General features: G+C 72.8%; 22 protein-coding genes. 11 read left to right on the top strand and 11 right to left on the bottom strand.

Annotated elements, in window-relative coordinates; genetic code table 11:
• Positions 1-101: 101 nt before the first annotated feature.
• From ACFYYB_RS22220 to ACFYYB_RS22205, 4 genes are all read right to left on the bottom strand, one after another.
• The gene (locus ACFYYB_RS22220; protein ID WP_389436954.1) at positions 102-488 is read right to left on the bottom strand and encodes a hypothetical protein; all 387 of its coding nucleotides are present in this window, start codon (positions 486-488) and stop codon (positions 102-104) included.
• Between the two features lie 96 nt (positions 489-584).
• On the bottom strand, positions 585-1,079 hold the full coding sequence (locus ACFYYB_RS22215) for an SAM-dependent methyltransferase (RefSeq protein WP_389436953.1): 495 nt from the start codon (positions 1,077-1,079) through the stop codon (positions 585-587).
• 87 nt (positions 1,080-1,166) lie between these two features.
• Positions 1,167-1,955 carry a hypothetical protein gene (locus tag ACFYYB_RS22210; RefSeq protein WP_389436952.1) on the bottom strand — a complete coding sequence of 263 codons (789 nt, stop codon included), beginning with the start codon at positions 1,953-1,955 and terminating at the stop codon, positions 1,167-1,169.
• Between the two features lie 182 nt (positions 1,956-2,137).
• Positions 2,138-2,845, bottom strand: a complete 708-nt coding sequence (locus tag ACFYYB_RS22205; protein WP_389436951.1) for a class I SAM-dependent methyltransferase — start codon at positions 2,843-2,845, stop codon at positions 2,138-2,140.
• Positions 2,846-3,012: 167 nt separating this feature from the next.
• Here ACFYYB_RS22205 and ACFYYB_RS22200 point away from each other — a divergent pair, with 167 nt between their 5' ends.
• The 5 genes from ACFYYB_RS22200 (at position 3,013) to ACFYYB_RS22180 (ending at position 8,127) form a co-directional block, all read left to right on the top strand.
• Entirely contained in the window at positions 3,013-3,822 is an 810-nt protein-coding gene (locus ACFYYB_RS22200) for an MHYT domain-containing protein (RefSeq protein WP_389436950.1), read from the top strand.
• 93 nt (positions 3,823-3,915) lie between these two features.
• Positions 3,916-6,648 (top strand): nitrate- and nitrite sensing domain-containing protein, encoded by a 2,733-nt coding sequence (locus tag ACFYYB_RS22195; protein WP_389436949.1) that lies wholly within the window; start codon positions 3,916-3,918, stop codon positions 6,646-6,648.
• Positions 6,648-7,091 carry a roadblock/LC7 domain-containing protein gene (locus ACFYYB_RS22190; RefSeq protein ID WP_112449851.1) on the top strand — a complete coding sequence of 148 codons (444 nt, stop codon included), beginning with the start codon at positions 6,648-6,650 and terminating at the stop codon, positions 7,089-7,091. The genes ACFYYB_RS22195 and ACFYYB_RS22190 overlap by 1 nt, the downstream gene beginning before the upstream one ends.
• Positions 7,092-7,102: 11 nt before the next feature.
• The gene (locus tag ACFYYB_RS22185) at positions 7,103-7,489 is read left to right on the top strand and encodes a DUF742 domain-containing protein (RefSeq protein WP_274547500.1); all 387 of its coding nucleotides are present in this window, start codon (positions 7,103-7,105) and stop codon (positions 7,487-7,489) included.
• Positions 7,489-8,127 (top strand): ATP/GTP-binding protein, encoded by a 639-nt coding sequence (locus ACFYYB_RS22180; protein ID WP_389436948.1) that lies wholly within the window; start codon positions 7,489-7,491, stop codon positions 8,125-8,127. Before ACFYYB_RS22185 ends, ACFYYB_RS22180 begins: the two co-directional genes overlap by 1 nt.
• A gap of 61 nt (positions 8,128-8,188) precedes the next feature.
• On the opposite strand, the gene ACFYYB_RS22175 is transcribed toward ACFYYB_RS22180, so the two are convergent.
• Complete coding sequence (locus ACFYYB_RS22175; protein WP_266875986.1) at positions 8,189-8,617, bottom strand: PPOX class F420-dependent oxidoreductase; 429 nt, start codon at positions 8,615-8,617, stop codon at positions 8,189-8,191.
• A 106-nt stretch (positions 8,618-8,723) separates the two neighbouring features.
• Here ACFYYB_RS22175 and ACFYYB_RS22170 point away from each other — a divergent pair, with 106 nt between their 5' ends.
• Together ACFYYB_RS22170 and ACFYYB_RS22165 are read left to right on the top strand one after the other, a co-directional pair.
• Positions 8,724-9,122, top strand: a complete 399-nt coding sequence (locus ACFYYB_RS22170; protein ID WP_243340556.1) for a roadblock/LC7 domain-containing protein — start codon at positions 8,724-8,726, stop codon at positions 9,120-9,122.
• Positions 9,123-9,230: 108 nt separating this feature from the next.
• Positions 9,231-10,091 carry a DUF6397 family protein gene (locus ACFYYB_RS22165; protein WP_389436947.1) on the top strand — a complete coding sequence of 287 codons (861 nt, stop codon included), beginning with the start codon at positions 9,231-9,233 and terminating at the stop codon, positions 10,089-10,091.
• Here ACFYYB_RS22165 and ACFYYB_RS22160 read toward each other — a convergent pair.
• The 3 genes from ACFYYB_RS22160 to ACFYYB_RS22150 all read right to left on the bottom strand — a co-directional run bounded on the left by ACFYYB_RS22160 (position 10,055) and on the right by ACFYYB_RS22150 (position 14,032).
• Entirely contained in the window at positions 10,055-10,468 is a 414-nt protein-coding gene (locus ACFYYB_RS22160; protein ID WP_389436946.1) for a YchJ family protein, read from the bottom strand. The genes ACFYYB_RS22165 and ACFYYB_RS22160 overlap by 37 nt on opposite strands.
• A 32-nt stretch (positions 10,469-10,500) precedes the next feature.
• Positions 10,501-11,403 carry an acyl-CoA thioesterase gene (locus ACFYYB_RS22155; RefSeq protein WP_389436945.1) on the bottom strand — a complete coding sequence of 301 codons (903 nt, stop codon included), beginning with the start codon at positions 11,401-11,403 and terminating at the stop codon, positions 10,501-10,503.
• A 106-nt stretch (positions 11,404-11,509) separates the two neighbouring features.
• Positions 11,510-14,032, bottom strand: coding sequence for a DEAD/DEAH box helicase (locus ACFYYB_RS22150; RefSeq protein WP_389436944.1), 2,523 nt, complete (start codon positions 14,030-14,032; stop codon positions 11,510-11,512).
• Positions 14,033-14,177: 145 nt separating this feature from the next.
• Here ACFYYB_RS22150 and ACFYYB_RS22145 point away from each other — a divergent pair, with 145 nt between their 5' ends.
• Together ACFYYB_RS22145 and ACFYYB_RS22140 are read left to right on the top strand one after the other, a co-directional pair.
• Positions 14,178-14,969, top strand: a complete 792-nt coding sequence (locus ACFYYB_RS22145; protein ID WP_389436942.1) for a metal-dependent hydrolase — start codon at positions 14,178-14,180, stop codon at positions 14,967-14,969.
• A 17-nt stretch (positions 14,970-14,986) separates the two neighbouring features.
• Positions 14,987-15,772: a hypothetical protein gene (locus tag ACFYYB_RS22140; RefSeq protein ID WP_389436940.1), complete on the top strand. Its 786-nt coding sequence runs from the start codon at positions 14,987-14,989 to the stop codon at positions 15,770-15,772.
• Positions 15,773-15,803: 31 nt separating this feature from the next.
• On the opposite strand, the gene ACFYYB_RS22135 is transcribed toward ACFYYB_RS22140, so the two are convergent.
• Positions 15,804-17,585, bottom strand: coding sequence for an ABC transporter ATP-binding protein (locus tag ACFYYB_RS22135; protein ID WP_389436939.1), 1,782 nt, complete (start codon positions 17,583-17,585; stop codon positions 15,804-15,806).
• Positions 17,582-19,480 carry an ABC transporter transmembrane domain-containing protein gene (locus ACFYYB_RS22130; protein WP_389436938.1) on the bottom strand — a complete coding sequence of 633 codons (1,899 nt, stop codon included), beginning with the start codon at positions 19,478-19,480 and terminating at the stop codon, positions 17,582-17,584. Before ACFYYB_RS22130 ends, ACFYYB_RS22135 begins: the two co-directional genes overlap by 4 nt.
• Before the next feature lie 237 nt (positions 19,481-19,717).
• Between ACFYYB_RS22130 and ACFYYB_RS22125 the strand changes: the two genes are divergently transcribed.
• Both ACFYYB_RS22125 and ACFYYB_RS22120 read left to right on the top strand, forming a co-directional pair.
• The gene (locus ACFYYB_RS22125) at positions 19,718-21,025 is read left to right on the top strand and encodes a tryptophan 2,3-dioxygenase family protein (protein WP_389436937.1); all 1,308 of its coding nucleotides are present in this window, start codon (positions 19,718-19,720) and stop codon (positions 21,023-21,025) included.
• A gap of 123 nt (positions 21,026-21,148) precedes the next feature.
• Complete coding sequence (locus tag ACFYYB_RS22120) at positions 21,149-22,459, top strand: sulfite oxidase (protein ID WP_389436936.1); 1,311 nt, start codon at positions 21,149-21,151, stop codon at positions 22,457-22,459.
• 33 nt (positions 22,460-22,492) lie between these two features.
• Here the strand turns inward: ACFYYB_RS22120 and ACFYYB_RS22115 are convergent, their stop codons facing one another.
• Positions 22,493-25,429: an FAD-binding and (Fe-S)-binding domain-containing protein gene (locus ACFYYB_RS22115; protein WP_389436935.1), complete on the bottom strand. Its 2,937-nt coding sequence runs from the start codon at positions 25,427-25,429 to the stop codon at positions 22,493-22,495.
• Between the last annotated feature and the right edge of the window lie 38 nt (positions 25,430-25,467).

The raw sequence follows: 25,467 nt of genomic DNA, 5'->3' as shown, positions 1-25,467 counted from the left end.
CGGGCCTTCTCGGCCGGTCTCAGCTGGTTGCGGCTGGTCGCGGTAGGTATCGGTCGGTCCCGGTAGGTCCCGGCCGGTCCCGGTAGGTCCCGGCGGGTGTCTCAGCCGATCCACGCGCGGAGACGCTCGCTGAGCACCACCTCATGGGGCAGCCGCTCCAGCTCGCCCGCGGGCACGTCCACCCCGTGCCGCCCCAGGACACCGGCCAGGTAGCCCCAGTGCCCGGCCGCCATCTGTTCCCGTGTCCTGTCGCCGAAGGGCTCGTCCGGCCCGACCACCGTCCGGGCCGTCTCCGCGATGTGCTCGGCGGAGGTGCGCGCGGGGAGGCCTGCCGGACCGGAGCTGCTCCAGCCGCGATCGTCGAGCAACACCACGTTGCGGCCGTCAGCGAGTACGGCCTCCAGCCGTGCCGACACGGCCAACTGCCGAGCGTTCGTCTGGTCGGCGTCCAGATCGGTGTAAGTGACCAAGCGAGTCACCCCAGTCATGCCGCACTCCTGTCGGCTCGCCCCAAGCTCGGACCTGTTCCTCGATCAAGGAATCCCGGAGCCTACACTCGGCGCCCGGCCCCCACCCCGCGCGACTCAGTAGTAGTCGCGCATCAGCTCCGTCGCCCACTCCGGCTGGCGGTGTTCGCCGCGCGGGCCGAATTCCGTCATGTACGGCTTGAGGTCGAGCACCGGCGTGCCCGCGACCGCGTCCAGCCCCTCCACGTGCAACTCCGGGCCGTCCGCCGCCCGTACGTCCACCTTCAGGACGCGACAGCGCGAGAGCCCCAGCCGGTTGGGCCGGTTCTTGCCGCGCTGGGCGAAGATGCCGACGAGCGGCCAGTCGGGATTGCCCCGGGGGCGCCGCGCACCCGTCTCGATCCTGTCCTCGGGCACCCGGTCGAAGTGGAAGACCACCTCGACGTGCGAGAAGTCCTCCAGTCCGTAGAGCGCTTCCGGACCGAACCGCTCCCGGTCCAGGCGGATCACCGCGACCTCCCGCCCCCAGTCGTCGTCGACGACCTCCGAACGGCCGCCCACCACCGTGCCCACCGGGACCAGTTCCAACGGGACCACTTCCACCGGATCCATCAACGCTTCCTCCCCCTCCAGCCCAACCCAGTCCAGCCCAGCCCAGCCCCGCACCACACGCGGCTCACCCGAGCGAACAGAACCCGCTCAAGCAGGCCGCACGGCGACCCGGTCCAGCGCCGCCAGCAGCTCCGACAGCTCCGGAAGCTTTCCGTGGGCCTCGTGCGGCACGGCCAGCACCTCGCTCGGTTCTGCGTCGAGCAGGACGAAGGCGGCCCCGTCCGTACGGGCCACCAGCGACCACCCCGGCCCGTCGACGCGCAGCGTCCGCGCCTGGTCGCCCGCGAAGGCCGACCGCACCCTGCCGGGTGGCGGCGGGCTCTGCGTGTATCCCAGGGCCTCCTCCAGGGCCCGCGCCAGCCCCGGGTGCGCGGCCGCCGCGGCGCCGCCGTCCGTCGCCACGCGCTCGCTCCAGGCGGTCCACTCCCGGGCGATCTGGTCGGCTCCCATACGCCGCTGTACCGGACCCCAGGCCTCCGCCGACGGCGGAGCCAGCGGCACCCGCCCCGTGCCGTCCGCGCCCTGCTCGGGATCGTGCGGGTCGGGTATGCCGGCCGTGGCCACCGCGAGGTCCAGCGGCCACCCCGCCAGCGAGATCACGATGGACCGTTCGTCGGGGGACAGGTCGTATTCCATCCCGCAGTCCCACGAGGCGATGGCCACGGCCACGAGCGAGACGTCGTCGACCACGACCGTCCAGCGCGCGCCCTCCTCGTCCTGTCCCAGCACCAGGCCGTACCCGGCGGCCGCCGGCGACACGCCGAGCAGCGAGCAGGCCTCGGGGTAGTCGTCACCCAGGATGCTCGGGAACTGCGCGGGGGTCAGCAGCACGGCGGTCAGCACGTACAGCGAACCGCCGTCCTCCTCTTCGGACACGTGGCCTCCCGGTCGTTCTCTCGTCGGCGCACCCTAACCAGCGAGTAACCACCGCGTCGAGAGCTGACGGGAGCCGATTTCCGAGCCCGCCACCTGCACGGAGGGCCGGCCGCCCCGCCACCGACGCGGTTCGGCGCGCCGGTGACGGCGCGCCCCGGTGCTCGGGAGTCGTGCCGCGCCGCTCAGGGCGTACGGACCGCCAGCGCGAGGAAGCGGGTGTCCTCGTCGGCGTACGAGGTGAGCCGCCAGCCCGAACCGGCGAGCAGCGGGCCGAGGTTGTGCTCGGCGCGCATGTCGTCCGGGGTCAGCTCGCGGCCGTGGCGCGCCGCGAGGGCGGCCCGGCCGATCGGGTGGAACAGTGCGAGCCGGCCGCCCGGGCGGACGACCCGGGCGAGCTCGCGCAAGTTGGCCCCGGGGTCGGGAAGATGGGCGACGAGACCGGCGGCGAACACGGCGTCCAGCACCCCGTCGCGCAGCGGCAGCAGGGCCACGTCCGCCAACAGCAGGGCGCCCTCCGCGTCCCGGCCGGCCTCGCGCGCGGCGGCGAGCATCTGCGGGGTGACATCGGCGCCGAGCACCGTCCCCGACGGACCGACGGCCGCGCGGAGCGCGGTCAGTGCCCGCCCGGTGCCGCAGCCCGCGTCGAGCACACGGTCCCCGGGACGCAGCCCGAACTCACCCACGGCGGTCGCGAAGGCGGGCCCGTCCCCGGGGAACTTGCGGTCCCAGGCCGCGGCGCGCGCTCCGAAGAACTCCTGGACGTGGCCGCGGTCCTGCGTCTGATCCCGAGGCCGGTCCCGAGCGGGGTCCTGAGTCCCGTCCCGAGCCGGGTCCTGAGCCGGGTCCTGAGCCGGGTTCCGGGTGTGGTCCTGTGTGCGGTCTTCGCTCATGTGCCCATGATCCCTCACCGGCGCTCCGGCACATGCCTGCGGAACGTGTGCAAGGTGGTACGTGGCGTGATCGAAGAAGAACGTATCTCTGTCATATTCCAGCAGTTCCAGTGGCTTTCGAAATGCGGCCCGTGTTCGCTCCCTCACCCGGACTAGCTTCCGTGGCCATGGGACACCTGGACCACGCCGCCTATGGCTGGCTTACCCCCGCGCTGTCATACGTGATGGCTTCCATCGGCGCCGCCCTCGGCCTGCGCTGCACCGTTCGCGCGCTCGCCGCGACGACCGGAGCCTCCCGCCGCAACTGGCTCCTCACGGCGGCCTCGGCCATCGGCACCGGGATCTGGACGATGCACTTCGTCGCCATGCTCGGCTTCCACGTCACCGGGACCGAGATCCGCTACAACGTACCGCTGACCATCCTCAGCCTCCTCGTCGCGATGATCGTCGTCGGCGCCGGAGTCTTCGCCGTCGGCTACGGGAAGGACCGCGGCCGGGCCCTCGTCGTCGGCGGCCTCACCACCGGCCTCGGCGTCGCCAGCATGCACTACCTCGGCATGGCGGCCCTGCGCCTGCACGGCTCGGTCTCCTACGCGCCGCTCACCGTCGGGCTCTCCGTCGCCATCGCCGTCGTCGCGGCCACGGCGGCCCTCTGGGCGGCCCTCAACATCAAGTCCCCGGTGGCCGTGGCCGTCGCCTCGCTCGTCATGGGCGCCGCCGTCAGCAGCATGCACTACACCGGCATGCTCGCCGTCGCCGTCGAGGTCACCCCCTCGGACGCGGCCCTGCCGGGCGCCACCGCCATGCAGTTCATCTTCCCGCTCGCCGTCGGCCTCGGCTCCTACCTCTTCATCACCTCCGCGTTCGTCGCCCTCTCACCGACCGCCGACGAGCGGGAGGCCTCGGCGGCGGCCTCCGCCGACCTGCGCCTGAAGGAGCGGGCCGCCACTACCGCCGCCCCCGCGCCCAGCGGCTGAGGCGCGGCCACCCCAGGCACCGCCGCGCCGGCCACCCACACCACCGCCCCCGCGACCGTCACGTACGTACGCACCGCCCGGAACGAGGAGCCCATGCGCAGACCCCGCAGAACACCGGAAGCAGCGGCGTCGCGGCCGCCCGCGCCCGCGCCGGCGGGTGGCCGCGGCAAGGGTCCGGGCCGCCGGGCGCACGCCGGACCGCCCGCCGAAGAGCCGGCGGAGCGCGCGGCGTCCGACGCGCTCGCGGCGATATCCGGCGCCGCCGGGAGCGGTGGCGGCGGTCCGCGGCTCCGCCTGCGTCCCGCCACCGTCCGGGCGAAGATCGTCTCGCTGCTGATGGTGCCGGTGGTCTCGCTCCTCGCCCTCTGGGCCTTCGCCACCGTCGACGCGGCCCAGGACGTCGCCCGCCTCGGCCGGGTCCAGCGCGTCGACCGGGAGCTACGGGCACCGGTCGAGGCCGCCATCACCGCGTTGCAGGCCGAACGGCGCACGGCCGTAAGGCTGCTGGCCGATCCCACCAGCGGTCAGGCGGCCGCCGCACAGGCCCCCGGTCAGGCCGCGGCCCTGGAGGAACAGGCCCGCCGGACCGACGGCTCGCTACGGGCCCTGCGGCTCGGTGACCGCAACACCGTGGCCGACTCCGGCGACTACCGCACCGACATCGTGATCCGGATGCGCGGCTTCGTCGCCGCCGCCGAGGGGTTGGGCCCGGTCCGCAAGGACGTCGCCGACCACCGGGCGACCCCGGAAGCGGCGTACGAGACGTACAGCCGGGTGATCGAGGCGGCGCTGGAGGTCGGCGGAGCCCTCTCCGGAGGTGGCCAGGACGCAGAACTGGGCGTCGACGCCAGGATCCTGCTGGAGTTCGCGCGGGCCGCGGAGCAACTGTCGCGGGAGGACGCCCTGCTGACGGCGCCGGGGCCGCGCACCGCCGAAACGCTTCGCCGTCTGACCGGCGCGGTCGAGACCCGGCGGGCCCTGACCGCCTCCGCCGCCCGGGACCTGCCCGCCGCGCAGCAGGACGCCTGGCAGTCCGTGGCCAAGAGCGCCGCCTACGCCGACCTCACCGGGGCCGAGGACCGGGCGCTGGCCGCCGCGGCCGGCGCCGGGACCTCCGCCCCGCCCGCCGGCTGGGAGGCCGCGTACACCTCGGTCGCCGGTTCGATGCGGGAGATCGGAGACGCCGCCCACGCCGCCTCCGCGGACCGCGGCGACCCGTTCGGCGAGGGTGCGCTGAGTCCCGCCGGAGCGGCCGTCCTCCTGGGCCTGGCCGCCGTGGCGGCCTCGCTCGTCATCTCGGTCCGCATCGGCCGGGCCCTCGTCGTCGAACTGGTCTCGCTGCGCAACACCGCGCTGGAGATCGCGCACCGCAAACTCCCGCAGGCCATGGACCGGTTGCGGGCCGGCCAGGACATCGACGTGGCTGCCGAAACCCCGCGGGGCCCGGCGGCCGACGACGAGATCGCCCAGGTCGGCGAGGCCCTGGACACGGTCCACCGGGCCGCCCTCAGCGCCGCCGTCGAACGCGCCGAACTGGCCAGCGGCGTGAGCGGGGTCTTCGTCAACCTCGCCCGGCGCAGTCAGGTCCTGGTGCACAAGCAGCTCACCCTGCTCGACTCGATGGAGCGGCGCGCCGACGACCCGAACGAGCTCGGCGACCTCTTCCGGCTGGACCACCTCACCACCCGGATGCGGCGGCACGCGGAAAGCCTGATCATCCTGTCGGGCGCCGCTCCCGGGCGCGCCTGGCGGATGCCGATCCCGCTGACGAACGTCGTCCGGGCCGCCGTCTCCGAGATCGAGGACTACCCGCGCGTCGAGGTCCGCCAGCTCGCCGAGGCGGCCGTCGTCGGCGGAGCCGTCGCCGACCTCACCCACCTGCTGGCCGAACTCATCGAGAACGCCACCCAGTTCTCCCCGCCCCACACCAAGGTCCGTGTCAGCGGAGAACCCGTCGGCGCCGGCTACGTCCTGGAGGTCGAGGACCGGGGGCTCGGCATGGGCCGCGAATCCCTCCAGGAGGCCAACCGGCGCATCGAGCAGTCCGAGGCCCTGGACCTCTTCGACAGCGACCGGCTCGGGCTCTTCGTGGTCAGCCGCCTCTCGGCCCGCCACGGTGTGAAGGTGCACCTGCGCATGTCACCGTACGGCGGCACCACCGCGGTGGTGCTCCTCCCCAACTCCCTGCTCCAGGGCGCCCTGACGGCCGCCTCCCCGCAGCCCGAGGAGGAGCGCACCGCCGCCCCGGCCCCGACCCCGGCCCAGGAGCCGGTCACCGAGCCGGTACGGGAGCGGTTCCGGGAGACGTCCCAGGTCATCAGCGTCGTACGGGACGACGCGCGCGGGGTGCCGGTCCCGGACCGGAGCCCCGTACGGGAGGAACCGCGGCCTTCCCCGGTGGCCCCGCTGCGGCCGCGCGGCTCGGCGGGGGCGGCTCCCCGTACGCCCGCCACGGCAGCGGCGCCCGCCCCGGCGGTCACGGCGGCGCCCTCGGGCCCGTCGGCCGCCTCGGGTGCGGCCGCCTCGGGTCCGGCCGCCTCGGTCACCGAACTGCCGCGCCGGGTCCGGCAGGCAAGCCTCGTCCCACAGCTGCGCGAGGCTCCCGCCCCCAAGGCCCCGGCCGGTGTCCGGGGGGCGGAGGGGCCGCCCGGCCGGAGCCCGGAGCAGGCGCGCGAGCGGATGGCGGCGTACCGGGCCGGCTGGGTGCGGGGCACGCAGGCGAGCGGCGAGTCCCGTGCGGACGGTCCGGGCGGCGCGGGCGGCGCGGGGTCCGCGGGCGGTCCGGGCGGCACAGGCAGTACTGGCGAAGGCGAAGGAGCACGATGATGATCGAACATCAGAGGATCGACCTCGACGGAGTCCGCAGGTCGGGCGAGCTCGACTGGCTCCTGGACGACCTCGTGGTCCGGGTGCGCGAGGTCCGGCACGCCGTGGTCCTGTCCAACGACGGCCTGGCGGTGGGTGCCTCCAGCGCGCTCAGCCGGGAGGACGCCGAGCACCTGGCGGCCGTGGCCTCCGGCTTCCACAGCCTGGCCAAGGGCGCGGGCCGGCACTTCCACGCCGGAGGCGTGCGCCAGACGATGGTGGAGATGGACGAGGGCTACCTCTTCGTGGCGGCCGCCGGAGACGGCTCCTGCCTGGCCGTGCTCAGCGGGGCGGGCGCCGACATGGGGCTGATCGCGTACGAGATGGCCCGGCTGGTCAAGCGGGTCGGCGAGCACCTGTACACCCCGGCCCGGTTCGCGGCGCGGCCGCCGGCCGCCGGTTGAGGGCGGCGGCCTTGAGCACGAACGGCCGGTGGTACGACGCCGACGCGGGCCCGCTCGTCCGTCCGTACGCCATGACGGGCGGGCGCACGAAGCCGGGACCCCACGGGGTCCGGTTCGACCTGATCGCGCTGGTCGCCGTGGACCCGGCGGGGACCGACGAGGCGGCCGAGTCGCTGCTGGGCCCGGAGCACCGGGCGCTCCTCGGCCTCTGCCGGGACGAGACCCAGTCGGTGGCCGAACTCGCGGCGGACGCGGACCTGCCCGTGGGCGTGGTGCGCGTGTTGCTCGGGGACCTGCTGGAGGCCGGGCACGTCAAGGTCAGCCGGCCGGTGCCGCCCGCACAGCTGCCGGACGAGCGGATTCTGCGTGAAGTCATCGAGGGATTGCGAGCGCTGTGATGGGACTGCACGACAACGGGCAGGCGCCGGCCGCCGAAGGCGGCGAGGAACTGGCCGCGCTCGCGCTGAAGATACTCGTGGCGGGCGGCTTCGGAGTCGGGAAGACGACCCTGGTCGGCGCCGTCAGCGAGATCAGGCCGCTGCGGACCGAGGAACTGCTCAGCGAGGCCGGTGAGCTGGTCGACGACACGGGAGGGGTCGACCAGAAGACGACGACCACCGTGGCCATGGACTTCGGGCGGATCACGATCAGGTCGGGGCTGTCGCTCTACCTGTTCGGGACCCCGGGGCAGGACCGGTTCTGGTTCCTGTGGGACGAGCTGTCACAGGGCGCGCTGGGCGCGGTGGTCCTCGCCGACACGCGGCGCCTGGAGGACTGCTTTCCGGCCGTGGACTACTTCGAGCACCGCAAGATCCCGTTCGTCGTGGCCGTCAATTGCTGGGCCAACGCGCGGCGGTACGCCTCGAACGAGGTCGCGCGGGCGCTGGACCTGGATCAGGGGACGCCGGTGGTGCTGTGCGACGCGCGGGACAAGGACTCGGGGAAGGAAGTGCTGATCCGGCTGGTGGAGTACGCGGGGCGGGTGCACACGGCGCGGCTGCTGGAGTCGGTGGAGCCGCGGGCCGACTCGGTGTGAACCGGCCCACGGCGAAGGGGGTGTTGAGGCCCCATGGGTCTGTCTGCGGACGGGGGCGCCGTCAGTCGGCCACGCCGGCGGCCGAGATCACCTTGTCGATGCGGACGCGCACGAGGAGCTCGCCGGGGACCGCGTTGCGACGGCCGAAGGCCTCGCCGTGCTCCGCTCCCATGTAGCGGGCGCCGATCCTGGTCGACCAGGGGAGCATCGCGTCCAGATCCTCGCTGATCTCCGCCCGGCCCTGGAGGACGACGTAGGAGAAGGGCGGCCGGTCGTCGTCGACGCAGAGGGCGACGCGGCCGTCGCGGGCCAGATTGCGCCCCTTGACGGTGTCCTTCCCGGTGTTGAACACGAAGGAGTCGCCGTCGAGAACGAACCAGATGGGAGCGATGTGCGGGCTTCCGTCCTCACGGACGGTGGACAGTTTTCCGGTGCGGGTGGAGTGGGAGACGAACTCCCGCCATTCCTCTTGAGTCATCTTCTTCACCATGGGCCCATCCTCCTTGCCGGAAAGCCCCTGGTGGGGAAGGCTGGCGGCACGACCATGCGGGGTGGGGCGCGGCCGGACCGGCCGCGTCGACGGGGAGGGACTGTATATGGCGCTGGACAAGCAGCTGGACTGGCTGCTGGACGACTTGACGCGGCGGGTGCAGCAGGTGCGGCACGCCGTGGTGCTCTCCAACGACGGCCTGGTGACGGGCGCGAGCGCGGGGCTGGCACGGGAGGACGCGGAGCACCTGGCGGCCGTCGCGGCGGGGTTGCAGAGCCTGGCGAAGGGCTCGGGGCGGCACTTCCGTGCCGGTGAGGTCCGCCAGACGATGGTGGAGTACGACGACGGGGTCCTCTTCGTCATGGCGGCGGGCGCGGGCAGCTGCCTGTGCGTGCTGAGCGCCTCCGAGGCCGATATCGGGCACGTGGCGTACGAGATGACGCTGCTGGTGAACCGGGTGGGGGAGCACCTCGGGGTCGCGGAGCGGCGGATCACCGGCGGCTGAGGCGGGCGGCGGGTTCGTCCTTTCCGGGTTGTCCACAGGCCCTGCGGGGCGTCGTAGCTCTGAGTTACGTTCTTCACACACAGTAATCACTCTGGTGGGGAGAGCGCGATGACACAGACGGTTCAGGCGCCGCGGACTACGGCTACGGCGACCGCCACGGCGACGGAGGCGATGGCGGAGTCCGCGGTGGCGGTGTGTGGCGAGGTCGCCGGACTGCTGGGCGGCGGGCGTGCCGCGGGGGAACTGGGGCTGACCCGAGCCGAGTTCGCCCGTGCCGTGCAGCTGGGCCTGGTACGGGCCGGCCCCCCAGGGGTCGCCGGGGCGGCGCGGTACACCCGGACCGAGCTCGAGCGGGTCCGGTCGGCCGCGGGGTTCCCGCAGGCGCTGATCGAGCGCGTGGAGACGGTCGCGGGAGCGGAGGCCGCGGCGGCCGTCCTGGGGGTCGGCCCGAGCCGGTTCACCCGGCTTGCCCGCTGCGGACACCTCACCCCGGTGGGATACCGGATCAACCGCTACCGGGCGGTGGTGTGGCTCTATCTGACCGCGGAGCTACGGGACTTCGCGGCCCGCGAGCCCGCGATGCTGACGGGGAGCGCGCCCCCGGCGGACCGGGAGCTGACGGCGGCGAGGGCCGACCTGCGCCCCCGGAAGTGGCGCGAACGGCACGTAGGGCTGTTGCTGAGACGGACCGCCGACCCCTGGGAGCGGGCTGCCGTACTGGCCTCCGTGCTCCCCGGGGACGACGTGCGCGCGACCGTGCCCGACCCTGCGGAGCGCATCCTGCTCTGCGCCCTCGCCCCGCCCCCGCCCTACGGACACCCTCAGGTCCCGGCGGCCGCCGAGGTGGCGGCCCGGCTGCTGAGGGCCGGGCCACCGGACGAGATCGGGTGGTACCGCACCAGCCTCGACTTCGCCCTGACCGGAGCCAGGGGTCAGTCGAAGTCGACGGGGGAGAGGGGGCCGACGTAGACCCAGGCCCCGTTTTCCCGGGCGAAGGAACTGTGCTCGTGCAGCGAGCCGGTGTGCCGGCCCTCGCGGTAGTGGGCCCGGAACTCCACCGAGCCCTCCGTCTCGAACATCCCGCCGCGCTCGGTGGCCATGATCTCCAGCCGTTCCCAGCGCTGCCCGGGATCCAGGTCGAGCACGCCCGGCCGGGTGGACGGGTGCCAGGAGCGCAGGAGGTAGGCGGTGTCGCCGACGGCGAAGGCGCTGAACCGGGAGCGCATCAGCAGCTCGGCGGTGGGCGCCTGCCGCTCGCCGGAGTGGAAGCGGCCGCAGCACTCCGGGTAGGCGGCGGGCAGCCCGCAGGGGCAGGGAACGGCTGGGGCGGGAGCCGGCGTGGGCATGGAAGCGCTCAGTTCTTCGGGAAGGTGAGGGACTACTGCGGGGAAACGGCCGGCTTGGAGGCCTTGGAGCCGTACGGGCGGAAGAGACCCTCCTGGACCACCGACACCAGCAGCTTGCCTTCGAGGTCGTAGATGCGGCCGCGTGCCAGGCCCCGGCCGCCGTGGGCGATGGGCGACTCCTGGTCGTACAGGAACCACTCGTCCGCCCGGAACGGCCGGTGGAACCACATGGCGTGGTCGAGGGAGGCCATGTCGAAACCGCGCATGCCCCACAGGGGCTCCACGGGGATGCGCACGGCGTCGAGGAGGGTCATGTCACTGGCGTAGGTGAGGGCGCAGGTGTGCACCAGCGGGTCGTCGCCCAGCGGGCCGACGGCGCGCATCCACACCGCGCTGCGCGGATCGGCGTCCTTGAGCTCCTCGGGGGTCCAGCGGAGCCGGTCCACGTAGCGGATGTCGAAGGGCTGGCGGCGGGCCATCCGTTCCAGCGCCTCCGGCAGCGTGCCCAGGTGCTCGCGGATCTCGTCCACGACCTTCGGGAGCGTGTCCGGGTGCGGGAAGTCGAGGCGGGGAGGCAGCTGGTGCTCGATGCTGCCCTCCTCCGGCTGATGGAAGGAGGCGGTCAGATTGAAGATGGTCTTGCCCTGCTGGACCGCGGTGACCCGGCGGGTGGTGAAGGAGCGCCCGTCGCGCACCCGCTCCACCTGGTACACGATCGGCACTCCGGGGATGCCGGGGCGCAGGAAGTACGAGTGGAGGGAGTGGACGGGCCGGTCGCCCTCCGTGGTGCGGCCTGCCGCCACCAGCGCCTGGCCGGCGACCTGGCCGCCGAAGACGCGCTGGAGGGACTCCTGGGGGCTGGCGCCCCGGAAGATGTTGACCTCGATCTGCTCCAGGTCGAGCAGATCGACCAGCCTCTCGGCGGGGTTCGTCATCAGAGGATCTCCACTGTCGGGCCCGGCCGCCGCGGCGGCGCCGGTCGGTTGCGGGTCGGGGTTCGGTGGCGGGTGGGGTGCCCGCCCGGGCGGAACCGGAGGGGGGTCAGAGCTGTCCGAGTTCGCCGACCGAGGTGACGCGCAGGACCGCGCGGCCCTCCTCGTCGGAGGCGGCGAGGTCCACCTCGGCGCTGATCCCCCAGCCATGGTCCCCGTTGGGGTCGGCGAAGGTCTGGCGGACGCGCCACAGGCCGTGCGCCGCGTCCTCCTCGATCTGGAGAAGCTTCGGGCCGCGCGCGTCGGGACCCGTGCCCAGGTCGTCGTACTCGTCCCAGTAGCCGTCCATGGCCTCGCCCCAGGCGTCGGCGTCCCAGCCGGAGTCGCCGTCCAGCTCGCCCAGGACGTTGACGTGGTCCAGGGCCGCCAGTTCCACCCGGCGGAACATGGCGTTGCGGACCAGGACGCGGAAGGCGCGGGCGTTCGCGGTGACCGGCTTGACCTGGTCGGCCTTCTCCTGGGCCTGCTCCGCCGTCTCCACCTCCGGGTTCGCCAGCTGCTCCCACTCGTCGAGGAGGCTGGAGTCGACCTGGCGGACCAGCTCGCCGAGCCACTCGATCAGGTCCTGGAGGTCCTCGGACTTGAGGTCGTCAGGGATGGTGTGGTCCAGGGCCTTGAAGGCGCTCGCCAGGTAGCGCAGCACGATGCCCTCGGTGCGCGCCAGCTCGTAGTACGAGGTGAACTCGGTGAAGGTCATCGCGCGCTCGTACATGTCGCGGATGATCGACTTCGGCGAGACCGGGTGGTCGCGGACCCACGGGTGGCTCTTGCTGTACACGTCGTAGGCGTGCAGGAGCAGCTCTTCGAGGGGCTTGGGATAGGTGATCTCCTGGAGCCGCTCCATCCGCTCCTCGTACTCGACCCCGTCGGCCTTCATCGCGCCCACGGCCATGCCGCGTTCCTTGTTCTGCTGGGCGGCGAGGATCTGGCGCGGGTCGTCCAGCGTGGACTCCACCACCGAGACCATGTCCAGCGCGTAGGAGGGGGACTCCGGGTCCAGCAGGTCGAAGGAGGCCAGCGCGAAGGTGGACAGCGGCTGGTTCAGCGCGAAGTCCTGCTGGAGGTCGACGGTCAGCCGGATCGTGCGGCCTTCGGCGTCCGGGGTGTCGAGCTTCTCGACGACACCGCCGTCCAGCAGCGAGCGGTAGATGGCGATGGCCCGGCGGATGTGGCGCAGCTGGGCCTTGCGCGGCTCGTGGTTGTCCTCCAGCAGGTGGCGCATCGCCTTGAAGGCGTCGCCGGGGCGGGCGATGACCGACAGGAGCATGATGTTGGTGACCTTGAAGCGCGAGGTCAGCGCCTCCGGGTCGGCGCCGATGAGCTTCTCGAAGGTGATGTCCGACCAGGCCACGAAGCCCTCGGGGGCCTTCTTGCGGACCACCTTGCGGCGCTTCTTCGGGTCGTCGCCGGCCTTGGCGAGGGCCTTCTCGTTCTCGATGACGTGCTCGGGCGCCTGGGCGACCACGTAGCCGGCGGTGTCGAAGCCGGCCCGGCCGGCGCGGCCCGCGATCTGGTGGAACTCGCGGGCGCGCAGCGTGCGGACCCGGGTGCCGTCGTACTTGGTCAGTGCCGTGAACAGCACGGTGCGGATCGGGACGTTGACGCCGACGCCGAGGGTGTCGGTGCCGCAGATGACCTTCAGCAGGCCGGCCTGGGCCAGCTTCTCCACCAGGCGGCGGTACTTGGGCAGCATGCCCGCGTGGTGCACGCCGATGCCGTGGCGGACGTAACGGGAGAGGTTCTGGCCGAACTTGGTGGTGAAGCGGAAGTTGCCGATCAGGTCGGCGATCTTGTCCTTCTCCTCGCGGGTGCACATGTTGATGCTCATCAGCGACTGCGCCCGCTCGACCGCCTGGGCCTGGGTGAAGTGCACGATGTAGACCGGTGCCTGCCGGGTCTCCAGCAGTTCGGTGATGGTGTCGGTGATCGGCGTGGTGACGTACTCGTACGACAGCGGGACGGGCCGGGTCGCGGAGCGCACCATCGAGGTGGGCCGGCCGGTGCGCCGGGTCAGGTCCTCCTCGAACCGCTTCATGTCGCCGAGCGTCGCCGACATCAGGATGAACTGCGCCTGCGGCAGCTCCAGGATCGGGATCTGCCAGGCCCAGCCGCGGTCCGGCTCCGCGTAGAAGTGGAACTCGTCCATCACGACCTGGCCGATGTCGGCGTACTTGCCGTCGCGCAGCGCGATCGAGGCCAGCACCTCGGCGGTACAGCAGATCACCGGCGCGTCCGAGTTCACCGATGCGTCGCCGGTCAGCATGCCGACGTTCTCGGTGCCGAAGAGCTTGCACAGGTCGAAGAACTTCTCCGAGACCAGCGCCTTGATCGGCGCGGTGTAGAAGGTGACCTTGTCCTGCGCCAGCGCCGTGAAGTGCGCGCCGGCCGCCACCAGGCTCTTGCCGGAGCCGGTCGGGGTGGAAAGGATCACGTTCGCGCCGGTGACCACCTCCATCAGCGCCTCCTCCTGAGCCGGGTACAGGGTGATGCCCTGGTCCTCCGCCCACGAGGAGAAAGCCTCGAAGAGGGCGTCGGGGTCGGCGTTCGGCGGGAGCTGATCAATGAGGGTCACACCCCCCATCTTGCCTGGCTTCGCCCCGGATCAGGGAACCGGAGGACAGAAGGAAGATCATCGGCGGTACGCTGTGCCGTCGATGAGGCCCGAACGACACCGTCAACAGGGTCCGACCAGCACACCACCGGGGCGGGGAACGACCATGATGGGTCCGGCGCACTCACTGTCCGGGGCAGCGGCCTGGCTGGGGGTGGGCGCCGCGGCTGCGGCCGCCGGGCACGCGATGCCCTGGCCCGTCCTCGTCGTCGGCGCGCTCATCTGCGCCGGAGCCGCGCTCGCCCCCGACCTGGACCACAAGTCGGCGACGATCTCCCGCGCCTTCGGCCCGCTTTCCCGGGTCCTGTGCGAGGTGGTCGACAAGATCTCCTACGGGGTCTACAAGGCGACCCGTTCGCCGCGCGACGCCCGCCGCACCGGAGGCCACCGCACCCTGACCCACACCTGGGTCTGGGCCGTCCTGATCGGCGCCGGTTCCTCCGCGATCGCCGTCACCGCCGACCGGTGGGGCGTGCTCGCGCTCCTCTTCATCCACCTGGTCCTCGCCGTCGAAGGCCTGCTGTGGCGCGCCGCCCGCATGTCCAGCGACGTCTTGGTCTGGCTGCTCGGCGCGACCAGCGCCTGGATACTGGCCGGCGTGCTCGACCAGCCCGGCAACGGCTCCGACTGGCTCTTCACCGCCCCCGGCCAGGAATACCTGTGGCTCGGCATCCCGATCGTGCTCGGCGCCCTGGTCCACGACATCGGCGACGCCCTGACCGTCTCCGGCTGCCCGATCCTGTGGCCCCTGCCCATCGCGGGCAAGCGCTGGTACCCGATCGGCCCGCCGAAGATGATGCGCTTCCGTGCCGGGAGCTGGGTGGAACTGAAGGTCCTGATGCCCGTCTTCATGCTCCTCGGCGGAGTGGGCGCAGCCTCGGCCCTGGGCTTCTTCTGAGGTCGTAGCCTGGCGGGATGCCTGAAATCCATGAGCTCTGGCCCCTGGCGCCTTCCTCCGAGACCGACTGGCTGACGGAGCTCTGCGGGGACGGGACTCTGGGCTTTGCCCCGCCCCGCAAGCCGGACGCGGCCTGGGTACTGAACGCTATGTACGAGCACATTGGCGGGATCCTGGGCATCTCCTACCACGAGGCGCGGCAGGCGGCCATCGCCGCCGGCGCCGTCACACCCGTCCGGTTCGGCGGCATCGACTCGGAAATGGGGGTTGCCACGGGCGGCGCACTGGGACGCGCGGAACACCCCGGGCCCCAGCACCGCCGCCTGCGCTGGGCCGAGCTGTCCGCCCGATGCGGGGACCCCATGGTCCCGGAAGGGAGCCTTCCGTCGTGGCGCTGCTTCCCGTCCGCGAAGCTGGACAACAGCTGGCCCGTCGGCCTCCAGCCGCCCACGGAAGGCAGCCTCGACCGTCCCACGTGGGACCGGCTGATCGGCCTGCTCACCGCCCATGCCCCCGAAGGCGCGGACACCCGCTGCCTGGCGTACTACAACCCGTTGATGCTGGCCGCCTGCGACTTCGACAACCTCCACGTTCGCGCGGGCAGGCTCGGGGACGCGCACGCCCTCTACGACAACCCGGAGGTGGACTTCAGCCCCTCCAACCTGTGGGCCGAGGACCGCTCCTGGATCCTGTACACCGACTACGACCTGTGGGCCACCAAGGTCTCCGGACCCGAGCACCTGGTCGAAGCACTGCTCCGTGACTCCGAGATCGAGGCCGTCCGCCTGCCCTGGACCACGTAGGCGGGTCCAGGGCCAGGCGGCCCGGCGCCGGTCAGCCGTGCCAGGAGCGCCACAGGGCGGCGTACGCGCCGTCGGCCGCGACCAGGGCGTCGTGCGAGCCGAGCTCGGTGATGCGGCCGCCCTCGACCACCGCGATCACGTCCGCGTCGTGCGCGGTGTGCAGCCGGTGCGCGATCGCGATCACCGTCCGGCCGTCCAGCACCCGGGCCAGCGAACGCTCCAAATGCCGTGCCGCTCGCGGGTCCAGCAGCGAGGTGGCCTCGTCCAGCACCAGCGTGTGCGGATCGGCCAGCACCAGCCGGGCCAGCGCGATCTGCTGCGCCTGCGCCGGGGTCAGCGCCGAGGCGCCCGAGCCGACCTCGGTGTCCAGACCGGCGTCCAGCGCCCGCGCCCAGCCCTCCGCGTCGACCGCGCCGAGCGCCGCCCACAGCTCGGCGTCACCCGCCTCCGTACGAGCCAGCCGCAGGTTGTCCCGCAGGGAGCCCACGAACACGTGGTGCTCCTGGTTGACCAGGGCCACGTGCTCGCGCACCCGCTCCGCCGGCATCTGCGACAGCCGCGCCCCGCCGAGGGTGATCTCACCGGTCCGCGGCGCGTAGATGCCCGCCAGGAGCCGGCCCAGCGTGGACTTGCCCGCGCCCGAGGGCCCGACCAGCGCCATCCGGGTGCCGGGCGGCACCGACATCGACACCTGGTGCAGTACGTCGACGCCCTCCCGGTATCCGAAGTGCACCCGGTCGGCCCGGACGTCCCGGCCGTCGGGGGAGACGCCGGCGTCGCCCGCGTCGGGCTCGATCTCCCGCACGCCCACCAGCCGGGCCAGCGAGACCTGCGCGATCTGGAGCTCGTCGTACCAGCGCAGGATCAGACCGATCGGGTCGACCATCATCTGCGCGAGCAGGGCGCCCGTGGTCAGCTGCCCCACCGACATCCAGCCCTGGATCACGCAGTACCCGCCGATCATCAGGACGGAGCCGAGGATCGTCACGTAGGTGACGTTGACGACGGGGAAGAGGACCGTGCGCAGGAACAGCGTGTACCGCTCCCACGCCGTCCACTCCTTGATCCGGCGCTCCGACAGCTCGATCCGGCGCCCGCCCAGGCGGTGCGCCTCGATGGTGCGGCCCGCGTCCACCGTCTCGGTGAGCACGGCCGCGACCGCCGCGTACCCCGCCGCCTCGGACCGGTAGGCCCGGGGCGCCCGCTTGAAGTACCAGCGGCAGCCGATCACCAGCACCGGCAGCGCCACCAGCGCGGCGAGCGCCAGCGGCGGCGCGGTCAGGGCGAGCGCCCCGTAGAGCAGGCTCGCCCACACCACACCGATGGCCAGCTGCGGCACGGCCTCGCGCATGGCGTTGGCCAGCCGGTCGATGTCCGTGGTGATCCGCGACAGCAGGTCACCGGTTCCCGCGCGCTCCAGCACGCCCGGCGGCAGGCCCACCGACCGCACGAGGAAGTCCTCGCGCAGGTCGGCCAGCATCTCCTCGCCGAGCATCGCCCCGCGCAGCCGGACCAGCCGCACGAACACGGTCTGGATCCCGAGCGCCAGGGCGAACAGCAGCCCCACCTGGCCCAGATGGAGGTCGCGCGCCCCTTCCGAGAGCCGGTCCACGACCTGGCCCAGCAGGTACGGGCCGACCATGGAGGCGATCACCGCGACCGTGTTGACCCCCACCAGGACCAGGAAGGCCCGCCGGTGGCGGCGGAACAGGCCGCGCACGTAGCCCCGTACCGTCGCGGAGCTGCCCACGGGCAGGGTCGCGGCCGTTTCCGGAGCGGCCGGATCGTAGTCCGGCGGCGCCACGCCGATCATGCGGATTCCTCGATCTCTGTCAGTACGGATTCCAGCCGCGGGAGCCGCTGTTCTTCCTCGGCCCGCTGTTCTTCCTCGGTCTGGCGGGTGACGACCGCCCGGTAGCGGGGGTCGGCGTGCAGCAGCTCGCGGTGCGTGCCGCTCGCCGCCGCCTTGCCGTCGTGGATCAGGACGACCCGGTCGGCGCGGTCCAGCAGCAGCGGCGAGGACGCCAGTACCACCGTCGTGCGACCGGAGCGCAGGGCGGAGATCCCGTCCGCGATCCGGGCCTCGGTGTGCGAGTCGACCGCCGAGGTCGGCTCGTCCAGCACCAGCACCTCGGGGTCGGTCACCAGGGACCGCGCCAGCGCCAGCCGCTGTCGCTGCCCGCCGGACAGCGAGCGGCCGCGCTCGGTGATCCTGGCGTCCATCGGGTCGTCCACCCCGTCCGGGGCGGACTGCAGGAGGGCGTCCAGTACGTCCGCGCACTGGGCCGCCGCGAGCGCTGCCGGCGGTGCGACCGCACCGGACGCCGGTACGTCGAACAGCTCGCGCAGCGTCCCGGACAGCAGGACCGGATCCTTGTCCTGTACGAGGACCAGCTCGCGCGCGGTGGCCAGCGCGAGCTCGTCCAGCGCGACCCCGCCCAGCAGGACGGAGGGCCCGGTCTCGGCGTCCATCGGGTGCCCGCCCAGGCGCTCGGCGAGCCGGCCCGCCAGATCGGGGTCCCCGCACACCACGGCGGTGAGCCGGCCCGCCGGGACCAGCAGCCCGGTCTCGGGGTCGTACAGGTCGGCGCCGGGGGCCGGGGCCCGCGGCACCTCGGTGGCGACGACCGGCTCCGTACGGGCCTCCGGCTCCGTACCGGCCTCCGGCTCCGTACCGGCCTCCGGCCGCGCACCGGACTCCGCCCGCGCTTCGGTCCGCGTCAGCGACAGCACCCGCGCCGCCCGTTTGGCGGAGGGACGGGAGAAGGAGTACGCCATCGCGATCTCCTCGAAGTGCCGCAACGGGTAGAGCATGGTCGCCACCGCGCTGAAGGCGGCGACGAGTTCGCCGACGTCCAGCCGGCCGTCCAGCACGAGCGAGGATCCGTACCAGACCACCGTGACCAGCAGAGCGCCCGGCAGCAGCACCTGGATCGCGGAGATCAGCGCCCACATCCGGGCGCTGTGCACGGCGGCCTCGCGGACCTGCTGCGAGGCCTCGCGATAGCGGCCGAGGAACAGTTCCTCGCCGCCGATGCCGCGCAGGACCCGCAGCCCCGCCACGGTGTCCGAGGCCAGCTCGGTGGCCTTGCCCGCCTTCTCCCGCTGGACGTCCGCGCGCCGGGTGGCGCGGGGCAGCAGCGGAAGGACGGCCAGGGCGAGCACCGGCATGCCGACGGCCACGACCACGCCGATCGTCGGCGCGTAGAAGAGCAGGACGACACAGCCGATGACCAGGGTCAGCGCGGCGGCCAGGAAGCGGGAGACGGCTTCGACGAACCAGCCGATCTTCTCCACGTCGCCCGTGGACACGGCCACGACCTCGCCCGCCGCGACCCGCCGGGTCAGGGCCGAGCCCAGCTCGGCGGTCTTGCGGGCGAGCAGCTGCTGGACCCGCGCGGCGGCGGTGATCCAGTTGGTGACGGCCGTACGGTGCAGCATCGCGTCGCCGAGCGAGATCGCGACGCCGAGCAGCGCGATCAGCCCGCCGACCCACAGCAGCCGGCCGCCGTCGCCGTCCACGACGGCGTCGATGCCCAGGCCCACGGTGTACGGCAGCCCCGCGATGCCGCCGAAGTGGAGCAGCCCCCAGCCCAGGCTTTTGGCCTGTCCGCCGAGTTGGCCCCGCCCCAGCCACCAGAGGAAGCGGGGGCCGGAGCGCGCATCGGGTACCCCTGGGTCCGGATACGGAAGATCGCTGATCTGCATGACGCCCCATGACTGGTCGAGAGTTCCAAACCGTGCAAGGTTCGCGTTCCGGACCGGTACGGGGCAATCGATTTTCCGTCGGTCGGAGCTCTGCGCGGGCGGACCTGCCGCTCACCCGTCGAGGCGGGTTCGGTGTCCGCTGTCAAGGCACGAATTCCCGAGACATGACGCGCGGTCTTTCGATCATGCCTAGTGAGAGGCGACCCTTCACCCCGCATGACGGCTTGGGAGAGACGAATGCCGACGAACCCGGAGATCGATACGGTCGAGTGCGCCGGACAAAAGACCGGAGGCCGCGCGTGCGCGCTTCGTGGCATGTGCGGATCTCAGGCTTCTGCCCTGCGCGAGATCAAGCGCTGGGCGACCGCCGACCGAATGCCGGAGGAATCCGACGGCATTTCCCTCGCCCGGTCCGTGGCGGAACACGTGCGGGGGAAAGGGAAGCATTTCCTGTCGGATCGCGTACGCGTCATGCTGAGTGACATCAGGCGACGCCACGGCGTGGACCGCCCGTTCCTCAGTGCTTTTCTCGACTGTGCCCTCGACAAACACGAGGGACGTTTCCACAACCGCACCTACCTCGCGCTGCCGGTCCTGGAGCTGCTCATGGACGACCGGGGCGCCGCGCTGAGCGCGGACCGGATGTCGACCCTGCTGATGGCCGATGTGGTGCGTTTCGAGATCGGAGCGGCGGCCGTGGCGCCTGCGGGGCCCGGGCGGGACCGGCCGGATGCGGCGACGCTGAGCACGAGGTTGAGGCACTCCCTGCGGCTCGTGACGACGGGGCTCGGTACGCCGGAGTCCGACGACCTTCCGTCGCGGCTGGCGCACACGCCCCGATCCCGCCTCGAAGGCCTTGCCGATCGCCTGCCCCGGCCGCCGGCGAACGATTGCGCCCGATGGTTCGACGTCACCGTCCAGCCCGTCTCCCTCGTGCACGACGAATACTTCTTCATTCGCGTCCTCCAGACCCACGAAATGCATTTCACCGCCATGGCGGAATCCATGAGGAAGGTGATCGGGGTGCTGCGCGCAGGAAATCCGGAAGGGGCTGCGGAGCTGGTGGAGCACGCGGTGGTCATGTTCGAGCGGACGGCGACGCTCTTTCGCGTCGTGGCCACGATGAGGGCGGAGCAGTTCTCCGCCTTCCGGCAGTACACCCAGGGCGCAAGCGCCATTCAGTCCGAACAGTACAAACGGTTCGAGAGTCTCTGCGGCGTACCGCCCGCCCCCCGCCTGCGGTCGTCCGCGTTCACGAGCGTGCCCGCCGTACGGGCCGAGGCGGAAGATCCCGGCCACGACACCGTCACTCGGGCCTACCTCGACCTCCGGAACGCGGGGGGTCTCGACCGGACGCGGTGGAACCGCCTCGACACGGCGATAAGTCGTCTGGAGGGCGGGCACCAGCGGTGGAAGTCGGCACATCGCGGGCTCGCCGCACGCATGCTCGGCGACGCCCACGGCTCGGGCTACACCGACGGCGTTCCGTACCTGACGCAATGCCTGGGGAACCGGCTCTTCCGGCAACTGGATACCGGCCCCTGATGCGCGAACCGTCCCTCATTGCGGCCGTGTTGCAGGTTCGTGGCCATCCGGGCGAGGAGGTTCCCGCAGGTGGGGCCCGGCTTCTACGGTCCGTCGGGAATCACGACCAAGGAGTGTCCCGCCATGCCCCTCGACCTGTCGGACGAGAGCCAGTACGACCGTGCGCGCCTGCGGCAGTGGGCGCGTGGCCGCGCCCGCTCCTCCGGGGTGGACCGCCGCGACCTGCTGAAGCTGTTCGCCGCGGGGGCCGCGGCCGGCTCCCTGGGCCTGGGCGCCGCCGGAACCGCCGAAGCCTCCGCAACGGGCGCGGCCGCGAACGGAGCCTCCGGAGCCGCCGCGTCGACCGCCGCCGCCGCGCCCGGGACCGTGAAGCCGCTGCCGCCGGAGCTGTTCACCATCCGGGGCACCAACGCGGAGACGAACTTCGCCGCCCTGCGCGACACGGGCCCCCTGACCCCCATCGACCGGTTCTTCGTACGCAACCACACCGTCACCCCGCGCCTCGACGCGCACGACTGGCGGCTGAAGGTGTGGGGCGACGCCCTGACCGGCGGGCCGGTCGAGTTCTCCTACGACCGGCTGCGCGCGCTGCCGGCCGTCGAGCGGACCCTGTTCATCGAGTGCGCGGGCAACGGCCGGAGCTTCTACACCACCCAGCAGGGGCAGCAGGTGAGCGGGACCGCGTGGACCCTCGGCGCGATCGGCGTGGCACGCTGGCGCGGCGCCCGACTGTCCGACGTCCTCAGGCGGGCGGGCCTGGACCGCCGGGCCGTGGACGTACTGCCCCGCGGGCTGGACGACGAGGTCGTCACGAACGGGGTGAACCTGGGCCGGGTGCGGCGCCCGCTGCCCGTCTCCAAGGCCCTCGACGACGTGATCCTCGCCTACGAGATGAACGGCGAGCCGCTGCCGCCCGACCACGGCGGTCCGGTCCGGGTGGTCGTGCCGAACTGGATCGGGATCTCCTCGATCAAGTGGGTCGGGGACATCGAGGTGAGCGGGCAGCCCCTCTACACACCGTGGAACACCGACCTGTACCGGCTGTTCGGGCCCGACCAGCCCCCGCAGGGCAGCGCCCCCCTGACCCGCCAGACCCTCAAGAGCGCCTTCGAGCTGGAGCACGGTGCGACCGTCCCGGCCCACCGGACGCGGCTGCTGACCGGGCGCTCGTGGTCGGGCGCGGCGGCCGTGCACCGGGTGGAGGTCAGTACCGACGGCGGGGTCCGCTGGCAGCGGGCCCGGCTGCACGATGCCCCGCGCCGGGGCGGCTGGGTGCGCTGGTCACTGCCGTGGACCCCGCGGGCCACCGGTCCGACCGCGCTGCTCGCGCGGGCCACCGACACCACCGGACGGACCCAGCCGGCGACCACGCCCCACAACACGCAGGGCTACCTGTTCGACGCGGTGGTGCACCACCAGGTGACCGTGGTCTGACCCGAGCGGCCGAGCGGGCTCCGCCACCCGCCCCTAGGGGCGGGTGGCGCGCTCCAGTTCCAGCAGCGCCGAGTAGTAGCTGCGGCCCGTGGCCCGGTCCATGCCCACCTCGCACATCCGGTTCGCCGACAGGTGCGCGTCGAACTCCCGCGCCGTCACCTCGGCGGCCTCGCGCGCCGTCGCCGACTCCGTCAGCTCCGGGTGCAGCATCCCGCGGTCGCCGGCGAAGGCGCAGCACCCCGCGTCGTACGGGACCACCACCTCGTCGGCGCAGGCCTCGGCCACCGCCCTCAGCTGCGCCTCGTCGTCCAGGTGCCGCATCGAGCAGGTGGGGTGGAGCACCGCCGAGCCGACCGTCCGCCGTACCTCCAGGTGCGGCAGCAGCTCCTCGGCGGCCCAGACGATGGAGTCGACGATCCGCAGCTCGGAGTGGAGCGAGCGGTTGTCGTCCGTCAGGTAGGGGACGACCTCGTGCGCGATGCCCAGGGTGCAGGAGGACGCGTCGACCACCAGCGGCAGCCGCCCGCCGGCCGTCCAGCCCCAGGCCGCCTCCACGATCCGGTTGGCCATCACGCGGTTGCCGGCGTCGTACCCCTTGGAGTGCCAGATCGTCGCGCAGCAGGTTCCCCGGACGTCTCCGGGGATCCACACCGGCCTGCCCGCCCGCTCCGACACCGCCACCACGGCCTCGGGCAGGGAGGGCCCGGACCCACCGTCGGGGCCGCCGAAGATCCGGTTGACGCAGGCCGGGTAGTAGACCGCGGCGGCGCCCACGCGCCGGGTGGCGGGCAGCTTGCGGGCCGCCGCGCCCGGGATCTGCGGAAGCCACTCCGGAACCAGGTCGGGCCGTACGGCCTTGCGCGCGGCCCCCGTCACGGCCCGCAGGATCCCGTCCCCGACGGCGTCGGTGATCGTGTCGGCGGCGGCCACGGCCAGCCGCGCGGCCACCTCGACCGCGCCGAACCGCAGGGCGGCGAGCTCGGCGGCGCGCTCCTCGCGCGGGCTGTGCCGGCGGTGGCGGAAGTCCTTCATCAGGGCGCCGGTGTCGATGCCCACGGGACACGCGAGCTTGCAGGTGGAGTCGCCGGCGCAGGTGTCCACGGCGTCGTACCCGTACGCGTCGAGCAGGCCGTCGAGCACAGGGGAGCCGGGCTGCTGGCGCATCATCTCCCTGCGCAGCACGATCCGCTGGCGCGGGGTGGTGGTCAGGTCCTCGCTGGGGCAGGTCGGTTCGCAGAACCCGCACTCGATGCAGGGGTCGGCGACGGCCTCCACCTGCGGGATCGTCTTGAGGCCGCGCAGGTGCGCCTTCGGGTCGCGGTCCAGGAGGATCCGCGGGGCGAGGACCAGGTCGGGGTCGACGACCCGCTTGGTGCGCCACATCATCTCGGTGGCCCGGGGCCCCCACTCCAGTTCCAGGAAGGGGGCCATGTTGCGGCCGGTGGAGTGCTCGGCCTTCAGCGAGCCGTCGAACCGCTCCACGGTGAGCCGGCAGAAGGCGTCCATGAACGCGGCGTACCGCTCGACGTCCGCGGGCCGGGCGGCGTCGAAGGCGAGGAGGAAGTGCAGGTTGCCGTGGGCGGCGTGGCCCGCGACGGCGGCGTCGAAGCCGTGCTCCGCCTGGAGTTCGAGGAGGGCCTCGCAGGCCTCGGCCAGCCGGGACGGGGGGACGGCGAAGTCCTCGGTGATCAGGGTGGTGCCGGAGGCGCGGGCGCCGCCGACGGCCGTGACGAAGGCCTTGCGGGCCTTCCAGTAGCCGGAGATGGTCTTGGCGTCGCGGGTGAAGGCATTGGTCACCGAGGCCACCGGGGCCACCAGGTCCAGCCCGGCCAGCACCCCGGCGGCCCGCCGCTCGTACTCCGCGCGGCCGGCCTCGTCGGGGGCCCGGAACTCCACCAGCAGCGCGGTGGTGTCCTTGGGCAGCTCGGCCCAGTCGGCGGGGACGCCCGCGACGCTCACCGAGGCGCGCAGGGTGTTGCCGTCCATCAGCTCGACGGCCAGCGCCCCCGCCTCGTTGAAGAGCGGAACGGCGGCGGCCGCGGCGGGCAGCGAGGGGAAGAAGAGCAGGGCGCTGGTGAGCTCGCGGTCCAGCGGCAGGGTGTCGAAGACGACCTCGGCGATGAAGCCGAGCGTGCCCTCGGAGCCGACCATCAGCCCGCGCAGGATCTCCACCGGGGTGGTGCCGTCGAGGTAGGCGTCGAGCCGGTAGCCGGTGGTGTTCTTGATCTCGTACTTGGCCCGGATACGGGCGACGAGTTCCGGATCCGCCTCGATCTCCTTCTTGATCTCCATCAGCCCGCGGCAGAGGGAGGGCTCGGCGTGCGCCAGCTCCTCGTCGGCGAGCGGGTCGGCGGTGTCCACGACGGTGCCGCTCGGCAGGACGAAGGTGAGGGAGGACAGGGTGCGGTACGAGTTCCTCGTGGTGCCCGCCGTCATGCCCGAGGCGTTGTTCGCGACGACCCCGCCGAGGGTGCAGGCGATGGCACTGGCCGGGTCCGGGCCGAGGACGCGGCCGTGCCGGGCGAGCGCGGCATTGGCGCGCACGACGGTGGTGCCGGGCTGGATCCGGGCCCGCAGGCCCTCCTCCAGCACCTCGATCCCGGCCCAGTGGCGGCGGACGTCCACGAGGATGTCCTCGCCCTGGGCCTGACCGTTCAGGGAGGTCCCGGCGGCCCGGAAGACCACCTCGCGCTGTTTGCCGTGGGCGTAGGACAGGACGGCGGAGACGTCGTCGATGTCCTCCGCGATCACGACGACCTGCGGCAGGAACCGGTACGGGGACGCGTCGGAGGCGTAGCGGACCAGGTCGGAGACGCCTGAGAGCACCTTGCCGGCGCCCAGCAGTTCGGCCAGCTCGCTCCGCAGCGGCTCGGGGGTGCCCGTCGACCTGCGGTCCGGCACCCGGTCGGGGGCGGGACCACTGATGGTGCGCGGGCGCAGGGCCCCCGGCTTTGGTTCCAGCAGTGGCATCTGCAGCCCCTCAACTCGCGCCGTGTCGGTCGATCACG

It is taken from the genome of Streptomyces sp. NPDC002886 (assembly GCF_042888445.1).
GTDB lineage: Bacteria > Actinomycetota > Actinomycetes > Streptomycetales > Streptomycetaceae > Streptomyces.
Note: the sequence above shows the minus strand (reverse complement) of the source record. Positions and strands in the feature narration are given on the sequence as shown.

What these genes read in the sequence shown, in the direction of transcription:
- ACFYYB_RS22220 (WP_389436954.1), bottom strand. Translation starts at nt 488, where the DNA reads ATGACTGGGGTGACTCGCTTGGTCACTTACACCGATCTGGACGCCGAC.
- ACFYYB_RS22215 (WP_389436953.1), bottom strand. Translation starts at nt 1,079, where the DNA reads ATGGATCCGGTGGAAGTGGTCCCGTTGGAACTGGTCCCGGTGGGCACG.
- ACFYYB_RS22205 (WP_389436951.1), bottom strand. Translation starts at nt 2,845, where the DNA reads ATGAGCGAAGACCGCACACAGGACCACACCCGGAACCCGGCTCAGGAC.
- ACFYYB_RS22200 (WP_389436950.1), top strand. Translation starts at nt 3,013, where the DNA reads ATGGGACACCTGGACCACGCCGCCTATGGCTGGCTTACCCCCGCGCTG.
- ACFYYB_RS22195 (WP_389436949.1), top strand. Translation starts at nt 3,916, where the DNA reads ATGCGCAGACCCCGCAGAACACCGGAAGCAGCGGCGTCGCGGCCGCCC.
- ACFYYB_RS22190 (WP_112449851.1), top strand. Translation starts at nt 6,648, where the DNA reads ATGATCGAACATCAGAGGATCGACCTCGACGGAGTCCGCAGGTCGGGC.
- ACFYYB_RS22180 (WP_389436948.1), top strand. Translation starts at nt 7,489, where the DNA reads ATGGGACTGCACGACAACGGGCAGGCGCCGGCCGCCGAAGGCGGCGAG.
- ACFYYB_RS22175 (WP_266875986.1), bottom strand. Translation starts at nt 8,617, where the DNA reads ATGGTGAAGAAGATGACTCAAGAGGAATGGCGGGAGTTCGTCTCCCAC.
- ACFYYB_RS22170 (WP_243340556.1), top strand. Translation starts at nt 8,724, where the DNA reads ATGGCGCTGGACAAGCAGCTGGACTGGCTGCTGGACGACTTGACGCGG.
- ACFYYB_RS22165 (WP_389436947.1), top strand. Translation starts at nt 9,231, where the DNA reads ATGACACAGACGGTTCAGGCGCCGCGGACTACGGCTACGGCGACCGCC.
- ACFYYB_RS22160 (WP_389436946.1), bottom strand. Translation starts at nt 10,468, where the DNA reads ATGCCCACGCCGGCTCCCGCCCCAGCCGTTCCCTGCCCCTGCGGGCTG.
- ACFYYB_RS22155 (WP_389436945.1), bottom strand. Translation starts at nt 11,403, where the DNA reads ATGACGAACCCCGCCGAGAGGCTGGTCGATCTGCTCGACCTGGAGCAG.
- ACFYYB_RS22145 (WP_389436942.1), top strand. Translation starts at nt 14,178, where the DNA reads ATGATGGGTCCGGCGCACTCACTGTCCGGGGCAGCGGCCTGGCTGGGG.
- ACFYYB_RS22140 (WP_389436940.1), top strand. Translation starts at nt 14,987, where the DNA reads ATGCCTGAAATCCATGAGCTCTGGCCCCTGGCGCCTTCCTCCGAGACC.
- ACFYYB_RS22135 (WP_389436939.1), bottom strand. Translation starts at nt 17,585, where the DNA reads ATGATCGGCGTGGCGCCGCCGGACTACGATCCGGCCGCTCCGGAAACG.
- ACFYYB_RS22130 (WP_389436938.1), bottom strand. Translation starts at nt 19,480, where the DNA reads ATGCAGATCAGCGATCTTCCGTATCCGGACCCAGGGGTACCCGATGCG.
- ACFYYB_RS22125 (WP_389436937.1), top strand. Translation starts at nt 19,718, where the DNA reads ATGCCGACGAACCCGGAGATCGATACGGTCGAGTGCGCCGGACAAAAG.
- ACFYYB_RS22120 (WP_389436936.1), top strand. Translation starts at nt 21,149, where the DNA reads ATGCCCCTCGACCTGTCGGACGAGAGCCAGTACGACCGTGCGCGCCTG.
- ACFYYB_RS22115 (WP_389436935.1), bottom strand. Translation starts at nt 25,429, where the DNA reads ATGCCACTGCTGGAACCAAAGCCGGGGGCCCTGCGCCCGCGCACCATC.